The 14,323-nt window shown below is 58.7% G+C and carries 10 protein-coding genes; 2 read left to right on the plus strand and 8 right to left on the minus strand.

The window, feature by feature from the left end:
- The first annotated feature begins 1 nt into the window (after position 1).
- Positions 2-1,183 carry a TIGR03032 family protein gene (locus tag X741_RS158950; RefSeq protein ID WP_023776906.1) on the plus strand — a complete coding sequence of 394 codons (1,182 nt, stop codon included), beginning with the start codon at positions 2-4 and terminating at the stop codon, positions 1,181-1,183.
- A 50-nt stretch (positions 1,184-1,233) separates the two neighbouring features.
- On the opposite strand, the gene X741_RS158945 is transcribed toward X741_RS158950, so the two are convergent.
- The 3 genes from X741_RS158945 to X741_RS158935 all read right to left on the minus strand — a co-directional run bounded on the left by X741_RS158945 (position 1,234) and on the right by X741_RS158935 (position 5,723).
- Positions 1,234-2,580, minus strand: coding sequence for an HlyD family type I secretion periplasmic adaptor subunit (locus tag X741_RS158945; RefSeq protein ID WP_023776907.1), 1,347 nt, complete (start codon positions 2,578-2,580; stop codon positions 1,234-1,236).
- Positions 2,567-4,336, minus strand: a complete 1,770-nt coding sequence (locus X741_RS158940) for a type I secretion system permease/ATPase (protein WP_156937855.1) — start codon at positions 4,334-4,336, stop codon at positions 2,567-2,569. The genes X741_RS158945 and X741_RS158940 overlap by 14 nt, the downstream gene beginning before the upstream one ends.
- 643 nt (positions 4,337-4,979) lie before the next feature.
- Complete coding sequence (locus X741_RS158935) at positions 4,980-5,723, minus strand: hypothetical protein (protein WP_031249885.1); 744 nt, start codon at positions 5,721-5,723, stop codon at positions 4,980-4,982.
- A gap of 193 nt (positions 5,724-5,916) precedes the next feature.
- Between X741_RS158935 and X741_RS158930 the strand changes: the two genes are divergently transcribed.
- Positions 5,917-6,537, plus strand: a complete 621-nt coding sequence (locus X741_RS158930) for a recombinase family protein (protein ID WP_023776910.1) — start codon at positions 5,917-5,919, stop codon at positions 6,535-6,537.
- Positions 6,538-6,814: 277 nt separating this feature from the next.
- Here the strand turns inward: X741_RS158930 and X741_RS1000000169625 are convergent, their stop codons facing one another.
- The 5 genes from X741_RS1000000169625 to X741_RS158910 all read right to left on the minus strand — a co-directional run bounded on the left by X741_RS1000000169625 (position 6,815) and on the right by X741_RS158910 (position 14,275).
- A complete protein-coding gene (locus X741_RS1000000169625) occupies positions 6,815-7,123 on the minus strand; it encodes a hypothetical protein (protein ID WP_156937856.1) in 309 nt (102 codons plus the stop codon).
- Between the two features lie 131 nt (positions 7,124-7,254).
- Entirely contained in the window at positions 7,255-9,117 is a 1,863-nt protein-coding gene (locus tag X741_RS1000000168045) for a DUF1998 domain-containing protein (RefSeq protein ID WP_084018384.1), read from the minus strand.
- Positions 9,114-12,650: a DISARM system helicase DrmA gene (drmA, locus tag X741_RS158920; protein WP_031249887.1), complete on the minus strand. Its 3,537-nt coding sequence runs from the start codon at positions 12,648-12,650 to the stop codon at positions 9,114-9,116. The genes X741_RS1000000168045 and drmA overlap by 4 nt, the downstream gene beginning before the upstream one ends.
- The gene (locus X741_RS158915) at positions 12,647-13,162 is read right to left on the minus strand and encodes a hypothetical protein (protein WP_023776914.1); all 516 of its coding nucleotides are present in this window, start codon (positions 13,160-13,162) and stop codon (positions 12,647-12,649) included. Before X741_RS158915 ends, drmA begins: the two co-directional genes overlap by 4 nt.
- A 6-nt stretch (positions 13,163-13,168) precedes the next feature.
- A complete protein-coding gene (locus X741_RS158910; protein WP_023776915.1) occupies positions 13,169-14,275 on the minus strand; it encodes an XRE family transcriptional regulator in 1,107 nt (368 codons plus the stop codon).
- Positions 14,276-14,323 lie beyond the last annotated feature (48 nt).

Raw genomic sequence — 14,323 nt, forward strand, 5'->3', positions numbered from 1 at the left:
AATGCTCTATCGCTTCGGCGCCGGTCTTGGCCCGATGCTGGCGCGCGGAGTAGGCGGAATGGCTTTTGAACCGCAGGGAGATTTGCACTTGAATGAGTTGGCCAAGTCGATAGTCAAGAATGGTACGGCGGAAAACAAGGAAACCAAGGGCGATCCGATTTTTATCGTCAACACGTCGCGCGGTTTCACGACTTGGCTCAAGCAACAGAACGCCAGCCTGGCGGTCACGACCTATCAGGTTGGCAAGTTGTTTCTCTTTGGTGTTCAACCTGATGGCAAGCTTTGGGTGTTCAACCGCAATATCGGCCGCTGCCTTGGGTTGGTAGTAAATGGCAATGAGCTATGGGTCACTGGCGACACACAGATCTTCAACTTTGTCGACGCGATGGAAAAGGGACAAAAAAGTACCGAAGGCCACGATGCGCTGTTCGTGCCTCAGGTCGGTTATTTCACGGGTGATCTCGATGCCCATGATCTTGCTGTCGGGGGGGATGGCACTCTGGTCTTCGTAAACACCCTGTTCAATTGTCTGGCCACGGTTAGCAGCTCCTACAGCTTTAAACCATTGTGGAAGCCTTCGTTCATCAGCCGCATGGCGGCAGAGGATAGATGTCACCTCAACGGCCTTGCCCTACGCGACGGTAGGCCTGCGTTTGTCACTGCCGTGGCTATGAGCGACACCTTCGACGGCTGGCGCGATCAGCGCCCTAACGGTGGGATAGTGATAGACGTCGATTCCGGAAAGATCGTCTGCTCGGGACTGAGCATGCCGCATTCGCCCCGTTGGCACCGCGACCGACTTTGGATTCATAACTCCGGGACGGGGGAGTTTGGCTGGGTCGACCTAAACACAAATACGTTCAATCCAATATGCTTTTGCCCTGGTTACCTGCGCGGGCTGTCCTTCATTGGAAACTTCGCAGTCATGGGGATGTCCAAGCCCCGAGATAACAAAACCTTCTCAGGCCTTGCCCTAGATCAGCTCCTCGGTGATCGCAACATGGAACCGCGCTGTGGCCTCTATGTTGTCGACCTCGATAGCGGTGACATCGTCCATTCCTTAACGATCGAGGGTGTCGTTACGGAACTTTACGATGTGGCCGTGATCGCCGGCAAAATTCAACCAGCAGCGCTCGGTCCAGCAGGTCCAGAAATTCGCCGCACGATTTCTTTTGGTGGCTGACACCGATATCGTTTGGCCCGTTCAAATTGCGGATATCCAGAAGTCGCGGCCTATCTCTCATGGAAGGCGCGCTGGAATGAATCCACGAGCGGCCTAGTGAGATACGCCACAAACGTTCGTTCGCCGGTTGAGATGAACGTTTCGACGGGCATGCCTGGATATATCTGTTCCGGTTTGATCTGCGGGGGCAGCCGGTCGGCCATCTTAAGTCGGATCGTGTAGTAGGGCTGCCCGGAGCTCGGGGTGACCAGCCGGTCCGCCGAAAGATAGAACACCTTTGCAGAGACTTTTGGCGTTGTTCTGGCGTTAAGGGCCGTGAACATCACGTTGGCATCCTGCCCCACCCGGATAGAGTCGATGTCTTCGGGCTTGATCTTAGCCTCCACGATGAGGTCATTTGTGGTTGGCAGGAGTTCCATTGCCGGCTCGCCCGCCCGAATGACACTGCCTTCGGAATTGTAGAGCGCGCGAACAATGATGCCGTCGACCGGCGCCCGGATCGTTGTTCGTTCGACGACCGATCGAGCGGCAATGATTTGTTCTTCAAGGTCCGCGACCTGCGCTCGCGCCTTGTTCAATTCCGTGACGGCATCCTCCACCCGGCTGGTTGTGAGCCGTTCGATCTGCTGACGCGCTTCCACGGTCTGCGTCGCAGAACTCGCAATCTGCGCCTCCAGAGATCCCGCCTGGCCTACCAGCTCGGCCGTGCTGCGCAGAAGATCGGTGTATTCAGAACGATTGGTGAGACCTTTTTCTAAAAGAGCTTTTTTTCGTTCCGTCTCGTCATCGACGATTGCGAGTTGGTTTTCCGTTGATCTCTTTTGAGCCTTCAGCCCAACTGCCGCGTCCTGGAGGGCCGCTACTCTTTGCTTCAGGATCTCCTGTTCTGCGGCATACCGCGCCAATCGGGCATGAAATTCCTTGTTTTGCTCGGCAAAGACATCATTGTATTCGGGCGCGCCTGAATAGGGTCCGACGTCGCTGGACAAGACGATCTTCTCGAGACCGTCCCGCTCTGCTTCGAGCCGAGAAATTTCAGCTTTCAGTGCAATCCACTGCTTGAGAACGCGATTGAGTTGGGACTGAGCCACCGTTGGATCGAGCACGATCAGGGCTTGGCCTCTGGAGACCCTGTCTCCCTCCCGGACCTTGATGCTGCTGACCACGCCACCTTCGAGGTGCTGGATCATTACGTTCTGTCCGGCGGCGGCAATTACGCCTGGCGCGATCGTCGCTCCGCCTATTGGAGCTGTCGCGGCCCAGTATCCGAATACGAGCAGGAAAATGCCAACGCTCAGGATTCCAACCAACGTGATCCGAACAGTGCGAGTTTCGACGTTGTTTTGCCAGCGATAGGTCTTCGCGGCCGCGTAGATTGCTTGATTATGAGCCGTCATTGGCGACCTTTATCTCCGCGCGAACAGATGACGGGAAAGGCACCACCCCTTCGTTGTCACGAGACGGAGAGGCCGCGGGCGACGGTGCTTGCCCTCGTTGCTCGGCAAATCTGTCAAGCACGTCTTTTGTCAAACCGTAGATCTCAACCTGGCCATTGCGCAGCATGAGTACACGATCGCATTTGGCGGCGATGGACGGCCGGTGGGTGATGACGAGCACGGTCGTTCTTCGAGACCGTGCCTGGAGGATCGCCCGCTCGAGCCCAGCTTCGCCATCGGAGTCAAGATTCGCATTGGGCTCGTCGAGAACCAGTATCTTGGGATCGCCATAAAAGGCGCGCGCAAGTCCAATGCGCTGACGCTCGCCACCCGAAAGGCGAACGCCGGTCGGACCGATTACCGTCGAATATCCGTCTCTTTGACCGAGGATAAGCTCATGCACCTGGGCCCGTTGCGCTGCTTCGACCAATTTTTCGTCAGGAGCATCTGGTTCGAAACGCACGATGTTCTGGGCGATGGTTCCTGGAAATAGTTCCACATCTTGCGGAAGATAGCCGATATAGCGGCCGAGTTCCTCCGAATCCCAGTTCCGGATGTCGCCGCCATCTATTCGGATCGCCCCCGACCGGGGCTCAATGGCACCAACTATCAGGCGTGCCAGCGTCGATTTTCCGGCTTGGCTTGGCCCAATGATCGCGATCGATTCCCCAGCGGCAACGTCAAAGGTCAAGCGCTTTATCAGCGGCAACGCGCCGTCGATAGAACCTGGAAGGTAGTAGATTATTTGGTCCGCGCTTAACGCTCCTTGAGGCACAGGTAAGGCAACGTTTTGCCTTGGTGCAGACCTCGATTTAACACCTGACAGTCGCTTCCATGCCAGTTTGACGTCGATGATTTGCCGCCAGCTTCCTATGATCTGATCAAGCGGTTGCAGAGCGCGCGCCGAAATCATCGAGGACGCAAATATCATACCGGCGGTCATCTCGTTGTGCAGAACCAGATAAGCGCCGACCCCCAATATCGCGATCTGCAATGTCGATCGCGTGGTGCGAGACACACCGCCATAGAATGCGTTGATGCGAGCGAGCCCGTCTGAGGCGTGTAGAGAGCCGGAAAAACGGGCTCCCCAAATCTCTATCGCATTGGACACCATACCGAGTGCGCGAACCGTTTCGAAGTTTCGGGCGAAGGCCTGCGCCGAATTCATCGATGCGCTGAGGTTCTCCGCCGCCGCCTTGGCAGGCCGCGAACTCGCCACCTGGTTCAACACGGCGATGGAAACCATGAGAACCGCTCCGACGATCGTTACAAGGAAGAGTAACGGATGAATGAGATAAAGGAGCCCCACGAATATTGGACCGAAAGGAAGGTCGAAGAGAAAGAATATCGTTCGTGAAGCGATGAACCCACGCAAGGTGGCCAAGTCACGCAAGGCTTGGACATCTCCGAGCCCGGCGCGTGGGCCATTCATTGCGGCGAGAAAAGACGATGCCCCCAACGAGACGTCCAGTCGGGCGGCCAGTCGGCTTGCATATACACCCCGCACGACTTCCAGCACGCCGAAGAGCAAAAGACACAAGAGTGCGAGCATGGTGAGGTAGGTGAGAGTATCCAAATTCGCGGCAGGTAAAACCCGGTCATATACCTGCAGCATGTAGAGAGGCAGGATCAGCACGAGGGTATTCGTCACCGCGGAGAAGAGGCCCATTTCGACCACGCTCCGAAACAGCACCCTTTTGCTTTTTGAACTGGACACTCCCTAAATTGCTCCCCCGAGGCGCCCTCATGTTAGATAAGCCTTATATACTATGAAGAGCCACTAAGCGATGGAAACTTAATGGGGAATGCAATGCTTGAGCTTGCTGACATCCTCGCCGACGTGTCAGGCGCCACTTGGCTCGGGTGAACAAGCGATTTGTCGACCTGCTCGGCTGCTAGGACACTGATGATTGCGATCTGCGCAAGCTCTGCCTGGCGATCGCCGGTCCAGTCAAAAAATGAAGAGCAGGCGCCCCGTTGATGGAGTGCATCGACGCGCGGTGCAGCAGATCGCGATCGCCCTAATAGCCGGACATGGCCGCACGTTCGTACACGCGCGTCGCATATTAACCAACACAAATGAGTCGGCCGGTAACCCATCGAAAGCACGTGATCCGCGATGTTGTCGTTGGACCGCTTGCGCCGAAAGGTATTTTCTGGTGGCCATGTGGCAGCCTCTCATTGCGAATCTTGCCGTTACGGCCGCCATTTTGGTTGCATGGTGTTCTGCCGGTGATTTCGTCGCTCGGCTTAGCCGTGGCCGTCAACAGCTCTTGTTCGGGGGCAGTAATGACGGTCGGCACGGTCGGCTCAATGATGATGGTGTAACTCCGGCGGGCTTTGGGTGCGGCTCCGGCCAGCTACCATCTCGGCTCTGGCTGATAAGCCATTTGAGCGATCACCTTCGTTGCGTCTCCGCGCCGTTGGTACTTACCTATCAAGCCCTTCTCGTATTCCTCGGAAACCGAATTGACGCGGTAGAGGTTCCACATTCTGTCCTTCATTGGTGAGAGACGATATGTCCTGCCATTGACGCGGCAAAACCAGTGAGAGGATTTCTGGAGCTGCGTCCACTTGCAGTCGGCGCCCGACAGGAGCCGCTGTTCGCGAGCCATTCGGTCCTCTTCACGCAATCTCCTAAATCGTTCCTCCTGCTCTACCCGAAGCCGCTCCTCTTCCCGTTCTACGTGGTCTCTGAGCAGACCGATGATGGCCGGCAGCTCGGTACCCTCGGCCCTTTCCTTCTCGTAGAGGGCGAGGCACCCTGGGCGGAGCTCCTCTTTTGGGTACGAGAAGTATTCGTCATCCTCGAATGCTCTGAGGCGCTGGCCAACATCCGTCGTCGTAACCGGTGGCCCCGGCATCTCGTTGATGAAATCGCGCAGAGCCTCGATTGGTATCCAACAGCCCAAGGCGGATTTGAGAAGGACCTCGCGTTGCCCGTCCCACTTCCTCCAGATTGAATTGCTCCGGTCAATGCGCCTGACGATCTCCTGCGCCAACCTAATCACAGAATAGGGATCGCGGATGTGGCGCAGTGACGGGCTCCTTACGTAAGCAAAGAGGAGTTCCTTAACGATCGAAATCCGTTCGTCTTCGCTCATCATACCCATCCTCCTCCGGCACAACCCTCCGATTAAGCCCCCGCTGTGGCGCTGTTTTGAACAAGCCCGATCACTACGTCTGTTTTGGGTGTACCTTTGTCGAACCGCCTTGGTCCCGGTCGATAAACGACTTTTGACAACTCAAATCGAACCGCATATTGGGGAACCATTTAAATCGAACCATGGGGGCTTCATGTTCGTTCGCGCATATCTCCGAGCATCAACCAAGGACCAGGACGCCGAACGCGCGAAGGTCGACCTCCAGACATTCGCCAAGGACAAAGGTCTGACCATCGCCGCAACCTATGTCGAGAACGAGAGCGGCGCCTCGTTCCAACGGCCGGAGTTGTTCCGGCTTATTTCTGACTGTCAGCCCGGCGACATTCTTCTGATCGAACAGGTCGACCGCTTAAGCCGTTTAAACGCGGCGGATTGGGACCGCCTCAAACGGGAGATTGACGATCGCAAGGTGCGTGTGGTCGCCCTCGACTTGCCGACGTCGCATAGCATGGTGACGGCCGCCGACGACGAATTTACCGGGCGGATGTTCGCCGCGATCAACAGGATGATGCTTGATATGCTGGCGGCCATCGCTCGGAAGGACTATGAGGATCGCCGCCGCCGTCAGTCGCAGGGCATTGAAAAAGCAAAGAGCAACGGCCTCTATCGGGGGCGCCCAGAAGATGTGAAACGTAATGCAGCGATCATCGAAATGCTTGGATCTGGGCAAAGCTGGAACAGGATTATTGCCGCAACCGGATGCTCGCGATCGACGTTAAGCCGACTTGCAAATAGGCCGTCCCCAATTGACTAGGCTAGTCGGCTCATCGGGCTTCGCGACGCCAGTTCAGTCCGACATGTGACAAACTCTTGAGAATGGCCAGAGTGGCTGCGTTCAAACGCCTGTTGTGGCAGGACGAGGCCGCCGCGGGATATTCGCTGGGTGTTCCACACTCTTCAAACATCGACTTGTCTTTCAAGTCACTGATATGGCTACAATAGGGGCGATTTTCGGCGTGGTCCTGGTCGGACTTGGAGCGAGTTTCCCGCCCGTGTCATGGCATAATGGGGTACTGCCGAACGCCCAGCATTTACCAATTCAAGGCGCTGACGTCCGCCCGACTGAGCCGTTGCCAATCGATCGATTTTGCTCGCTCCTCGCTACGCGCCCACAGCACCTCGAATTTACGCTTTTTCTTACGCTCAACTGAAATTCGTGAACTGACCTCGCCCTTTGAGTCGTCGGAAGGCCAGTGGGCACCGCCGCAGTCGGTGCCTCCTGTTAAATACAGCCGGCGAACGGCCGCCTCTACGCCATCTGTTTTGGCGCGCCAAAATTCGCTCGCGCGAATGCGTCGCTCTATATCGCGCAAGGATCGCATTTGATCTTCAATGCGCATCGGGATGTCCACACTTGCCATATTGCGAGTGAGGGCACGACTTGCGCAAAAATTCAACATCGATTCCGATGGCGACAAATGGGATGGCGGTATTCGGTTCGCGGAAACACGGCCACGATCGTCATGGGTCTCTACCGAAAAAAGGACGTCGATAAACCTGACATCGTTGGAACGAGCAGACTCCGATCGAGGAAGAGGTTCCTCATTTCACAGCTGGTTTCGGCAATAAGCAGGCATCCGTGACAGGCTGCGCCGTGGGTTGCGCGATCACCGCTTCGGTCGTCCGGTTCGTGATCCGCGCAAACGGGATCGTTCGAACAGATTCGAAGGCGATCCAACGCACCTCGAAGAATTTGGGCAAGCCGGGGAGCAGTCGCGACGAGGCCACCCAGCGTTCCCTGGGCGCCGGCGCTTGCCGTGTAGATGAGGATGCCGCAACGATCGATCTCGCCGCCTCGCTGACTCGAGAGCGCGTAGACCCGCTCTTTCAGCGAGCTTGCCGGATAGCCGCAATCCAAGGCGATCTCGGCCATGAGAGCATGGGAAATGCTGTGAAGCAGGACGTATGGCGTCCCTGGATACGCCGGCGCGTTGCCTGCAAATCGCTTCTGCCAATGATTATAGCCAACCAGGAGTTTTTGATTTCTGTCAGGAGTCGCCGCGTCCAGCAGCCAGCGCTTTATCGCAGTCTCGTCAAAGTGAATGAAAATGCCCTCTCCAAACTGCTCGATCGCAGGCAACCAGTCAGCATGGCGCGAAATTGGCGCACCGTGGACAGTCAGCTGAACGTCTTCAATGTCTCCATCGGCGCCGGTCGGCGCTGCTTCGAAACGCGTGAATCCGTAGAGACAAGAAACTTCCCGCAGACGATGCACTGCCACCAGGTTTTTGACACCAGAAAGATCGATCTCGACCGCCGGATCGGCCCAAACCGAGCGTTGAAGCGTTTGTGCGTAGAGTTTCGCAGATGGATGGTTGGTGCCTATCTCCGAACGGCCACTTGCAAAGGTGTCAAACTCAGCGAGTTTCGGCGATCGGCTAGCGTCGGACTTTGCGCCGTCGCGAATGCGTTGAAGTCTCTCGAATATGTCAGCATCGGAGTAAGGGCCAAGCGAAGCCGCGACTTTTGGATTGAATCGTTTCGCTTGCCCGACGTCTTGGACGGTTTGGACGCCCGACAGATCGCCGGACAGTTCTTCAACGAGCTGGCTTAGTTCGTCTTCCTCAGAGGGAAGCGAAATTACAGTGTGAACCTGCGGAAAATACGTGTTTGTTGCCGTTCGAGTTAGAAGCTTGAGGTTGTCGCCGCATCCTTCAGGATCTCTGTCGAGAAGCCATGGCCGCTCGCCACGGCATTTGCCAAGTCGCCCAGGTTGGAAGGTATCCTGTAGCGACAAGCGGCGGCCGCAGGCGCAGACGACACTTGTATCGGCGGGGTCGGCGCTTGTGCCCTTCTCTTCAACCCACATGGGTTCGTGGCAAGAGGTGGGACCATGGACCACCCATCGCCAGTCGATGTCTTGAAGATGGCCTTTGTCACATGCGCAAACAAATCGGATTGGCGTTACATCGCTCTTCCGGCCGTCATCGAACTGGAAGCGCCGACGTCCTTTGCTATCCAGGTCTTGCCAACGCACAAGTCGCCGCCGCCGAGTTGTCGTCGCTCCGGACGCATTCGTCTCGACCTGCTCGCAGATGAACCATGTTGGAAACACCGGCGCTGCAACACCGTTGGGAATTCCGTCGCGTGTATTTGCTGAAGTGGGCGGAGTGCGCAACGACAGAGTTGCTGCGGGATCAAGGCGCCCTTGGTCCTTTAGTATTTTTTCGAGGCGCATCGTCAACCGCGGTTCGGGAAGGGTGGTGAAAGAATTGCCCCGCATGTCCCACTGCTCCAGCCCACCGACCACGACGGATCGCGTCGGTAAGTCGATCATCGCGCCAGGGCCAAAGGTCGAAACCAACTGGCTTAAACGCTGAGCGTTTTTGGTCATGTCAGATCATCCGCGTTCGCGATGGTGTTTCCGTGAGGGTCTTTGACCTTTAAAGCGACGTTGGATTCGACGTCGCGCATTGAACGGCCAGCAACAAACCGGCGATGAGGCGGCGCCAGGTTTTCAATCTCTGGCTCAAGCGGCATGTGAAGAAGGCGATGCGGGCTCTTCTTTTTGGCGTAGGCAAAGGCGTTTCCGCCGGCGGCTTGATCGTCGGCGGTATCGATCCAGGAGTCCAGTATGTCGTCAATCAACTTGGCGAGCGCTGCTCGCCCGCCTGCGATCATCTTTTCCGGTGCCCGGCTAACAATCGTGTCGCGCACGAGGCCGCGAATCCATACACTGTTCTTCAGTTCATTGACTGCGCCTTCCGGCGTCAGAGTTGCATCGATGTGCCGTGCCGCGGCGACCACGACTGCGGCCAAGGCACGGTCGAGCGCCCGCGCCGCCCAAGGTGTCACGCTGGTTGCTTCGACAGCCCGGTAGAAAGTGCGATGGAATTGTCCGAACTGTTCGAAATGCATGCGGTCGCGTGGTTTGTGCAGGTTCAGCACCGCAAGCACGATGCCAGGTCGAGCGTGGTCGCGACCAACGCGACTGGTCGCCTGAATATATTCAGCCGCGGTCTTTGGCTGGCCTTGAACTACCATGAGCCCAAGGCGGGTGATATCGAGGCCGACAGAAATCATGTTGGTTGCAAGGGCGACGTCAACTGTTTCGGCGTCCCGGCCGAATACGGCCTCAAGGCGCTGCTTCGCCTTCGCCACCTCGTCGGTTGAAACGCGCGAGGTAAGCTCCATCGGTTCCTTGATGCGGCGATCGGCGAAGGGGCTGTCGGTGGGGTCAACTCTACGGCGTTGGGCGCCATAGCGGGCCGCCCGGTCACGGACTTCGTCCTCGACAATCCGGCGGGCGCCTCCCAGCTCGCGCAACGCGTTGAAATAGCATAGCGCTGTCATGAACGGATCGGCCGGGTTCCTGTCCTTTGGATCAGTCGGAACGTTGGCGTCGTAAGCCGCCTGCGCAGCGGCAACGAGTGTCGTCAAGGATCGCAGGAACACCAGTTTGGGGCCGCGCCCTTGGGCAGCGATGCCAACATAGAGCCTGGCCGCGTTGATGCTAGAAGGAACCGTACGCGCAAAGAAGCTGTCGACACGGTCGACGCCGGGCGGTGGAAAGATGCTCGTATTGCTGCGATCAAACAATGCCGATATCTGGTCGGCGGCTCGCCTGACTGTTGCGGTTGACGCCACGATCTTGGGACGAACACGCGTTTCGCCGGAACCACGCGAAGCGAGCTGATCGATGGCTGCCTCGTAGAGCCCGGCCACCGTTCCAAGCGGCCCTGCGATGAGATGCAGCTCGTCTTGAATGATGAGATCGGGCGGATCGAGTGACCAGCCGTTTCCCAGCGGTCGCCCAGGGCCCGGCTCAGCGGCCCCGTAAAAGCCGACCCCATCCTCGAACCGATCAACATGGCCGAAGAATGCCCCGGTCTCGCCGACCCAAGGCAACGCAGCGAACTTGTCGACCGTGGCAATCAGAAACGCCGGCAGGCGCCGGTAAATGGGCTCATCGACCGTCAGCACCGGCAATGGTCGATTCCGGCTGAAGTCGCAGCTTGTATTGACGCATCGGATTTCCAAGTTGGTTGGCGCAAGCATGTTCGGTGTGCAGGAAAAAGACGACGGCTTGAATTCGGTCCCGCACCACGGACAGGCTTTCAGCGGCGCGGGTGCACGTTTGTCGCGCCCGCTTTGGTAGCGCCGCACGCGGCCAACCGCGGTCGTTTCGTCAGTGTTGCCTCTTCCACCTAGCTTGTTCGGGGATGCGTCGGACCCGACCCATAAGCCAATCTCAATCGGCCAGTCGCCGAGAAGACGACGGCCTTGTTCATCGACATTCTTTGCGTCGGTGCGCATGAGTTCGAGCGCGCAAACGACGCCGGCCGCGCGGGCGAGCTGGTCCAGCGTGAGAAGCCGCAAGGTGTAGCGCATGATGACGGCCACACCAGCGCCGAGCACGCCATTCCCGCCAAGCCGCCGATGCGCGATCACCAGCGCGGCGAGGCCAAGATAGGCCTCGGTCTTGCCACCACCGGTGGGGAAGAACAGGAGGTCAGCGGTTTCGCGGTCGACATGGCGGCGATCAACCAGGCCGGCCAGATTAAGCAGCACAAAGGCGAGCTGGAATGGCCGCCATTGCGGCTCGTCGAGCGCCTGTGGATCGCCCGTCGCGCCGGCGACACGGCGGCGGGCCGCTATCGCGACTGCTAGATTCATGAATCCGAATGCCGTTCGCGCTTTGGCGTCGGTGGCAAGAAGCTCGATCCCCGTCGCAATCCGTGCCGAGGCTTTTTCCATTTCGGCAATCAGGCGCTCGGCGGTTTCGCGCCTCCGTGTGGGCAACCCGGTTAGTTTGCTTAGCTCGGCGGTGATCCAGGCGCCATAGAGAACCGGCAGATCGGCAAGGGCCGCCTTGAGGCTCGCACCATCGCCCTCTGCCAATTGTGCCAGGCTTTCCATGCCAAACAGAACTTGTGCTTTCAAATCCGCGTCTTCGTTAGGCGCAACGCGCTCGACTTCGGCACATGGCAGCGGATCGGTCCAGACCCGCTTGACGCGGTCACCGGTCTGATCCCAGCCCGCAGCCGCATTGCGACCCACGGCCCATTCGCTGAGATCGCGATAGTGGAGATCGGCGATTCGCAAATCCCAATCCTGGGCGCGATAGCCGGAAAGATCACGTCTTGGGCGGAAACCGGTCTCGCACACCAGTTCGAGACGCGCCTGGAAGGCGTAGCTGATGTCGGAATAGAACCGATGAACCGTCGCCCGGCGGTTGACGAGGAAAACGGTTAGCGCTCGCACGCGCTCGGTCTGGCCATCGGGCGTTGTGTAGCTGAACAGCCGAGAATGCGTTTCCAGCACCAGACCGCCACCGCGCCTTTGCTCGGCTGCACTTTCCGGCACGACAATCGGGGTGCCACGGCCTTCCTTCACCGGCACGACAACGACGCGTTCCTTCGCGCTGCGGACCCAGTCGACCATTGGCCGCTCGATGCGCTTTTTCTTGCCGTCTTCGCCGACTTCCTCCGGCGGCGGCTCGGGAAGCAGGATTTCCTCTGGCAATTTCGGTTCAGTGCGATAGTCGCCCCATGATACGCGCGCTTCGATCTCGCTGACATCGGGATCGAGGAGCACGGTCAAGCCAACCGACGAGGGCAGGAACCGCCGCCTGGCGACAGGAGCCTCGGGTTCCTCATTGTCGGCCGCAGCGCCATTCGCGCCATCGGCATCCGGCTCCTCGACATCGATCTCCATCTCTTCCTGGGCGGAGGGATCGACCTCCTCGTCGTCGCCACCAAGGGTGAGCGGGTCTTCAGCCGGCGCTAAGAACCCCGCGAGATACCAACGTGCAGGGCTCTCGTTGAGGCGCTCAGTGGCCAGATCAGCGTCCCGCAGGTCGGGACCGATCAGATCACGGCGGAATACATTAACGATCTGGGCGCGCACTACCTCAGACGTTTTCATGAGCGCCCAAATCCTTCCGAGGTGAAGAGTTCGCCAAGCACCTTGTCGAGCCACTTGGCTGTGTAGTTGGAACGTAGAGCCTCTTTCGGGCGGTGGCCCGCATCGGCGAGCAAGGTCTCTAGTGCGATGAGCTGGTTCTTGAGGCCGAGCCGCACGGCAAATCGCATGCTGGCTTTGTCGGGGCCGCACAGAACCCAGGCGTCGCGGCGCGTCAGCGCATGCGCCCACAGGGATCGCTCGCCCACGTCGAGGGCAATGTCGGGGGCGCGCACCGCGACTACGGCGCGTTGGGCATCCACCACTGGATGGATTGCCTTGAGCGACGCCCAAAGCAAGGCCTCATCGATCTGCATTTCAGGGCTTCGCCGCTGGAAGCCGGTCTGCGTCTCGATGATACAATCTTCAACGGTTTCCACAGCATAGCCTCCGCTGAGCGCGCGCCAAGCTCCCACCCGGAAGCATTCCAGGATGGCGTTGGTGTCGACCAGAACGGGGCCGCGATGCCGCGTCATATCCCCTCACAGGTCGAGCGGGGACGAAACCCCGTGTGTTGTGAAGAGATCGCCTAGATCGTCCACTGAAAGATCGACCAGCGCTGCCGCCCGCCGCGCGGAGACGCGACCTTGGTCGATGGCGAGAGCGATCACCTCTATGAAGGGTTTCGAAAACAAGGGCGGCGAAACCGCAGGAGCGACGTCGCGACCATTGTTGCGCAGGGCGGCGTCTGGCAAGGAGCGCGCCGCGGCGGGTTTCAGCCTTTCGAGCGCCACAAGCCGCCATTTCAACGCCGAGGCAGTGACGGCGAGCGCCTCCGCGGCGGCGTTCAACCGGGCCGGAAGCTCGCCCTCGGGGATCGCCAACCAATCGCCGAAGCGGTCGAGCACGGAGACGGGCATCAGTACGGCCGAGGCGAAATTGTTGGCGAGCTGCTCGACTCGATTGCCGCCGGTTTCGCGCGCCTCCTCTGAATGCTCCGGCGGCATGGCGTCCCATGTGAGGATATGGAACAGCTCATGGGCAAGGTCAAAATTGCGGCGACCCACCACCTCGTGACGGTTGATTAGCACCACATCGAGTTCCGGCAGGCGGCAGGCTGCGCCGGAAATACCGTCGAAGGCATCGACCATCAGCACGAGAATGCCGAGTTTGCGCTCCATCACCTCGGCGAGCCGCGTGGCGGGCACATTGCCGAGTTCGAATTCGGCGGCGAAGCGCTCGCCGGCATCCATGGCGTCCTCGAAGCGCGAATACTTGTTCATGCCCAACGCCCTGCGCAGCAGCGGAGAGGCGCGACCGACCTGCGGAGCGATGACGCGGAAGGCAGCGATCCAGCGCCCGGCGCTGCGTTCATAAGCGTTTAGCCGCTGTGGTCCGACATTGGTTTGTCGCCAAGAGAAGCGCCCCTCCCCAACCAGCAGGAAAGGATCGGTGAAATAGTCGAGCGACGCGCCCAGCTTCTCGACAGCGATGACCAATTCCTCGGCCGTGACACGGCGATCGCCGGTTTCGATGGCCGAAACGGTCTGGCGATCCTTGAAGCCGAATAGATGCGCCAGATCTTCCTGGCTGAGCTTTCGCTCCTCGCGCAGTGCTTTGATGCGCGGTCCGATGAAATTGGTAGACATGGCAACCCCCGGCGGCTGATGTAATCTTGCACATGAACAATTGCAAGA

It is taken from the genome of Mesorhizobium sp. LNHC221B00 (assembly GCF_000502935.1).
Classification (GTDB): Bacteria; Pseudomonadota; Alphaproteobacteria; order Rhizobiales; family Rhizobiaceae; genus Mesorhizobium; species Mesorhizobium opportunistum.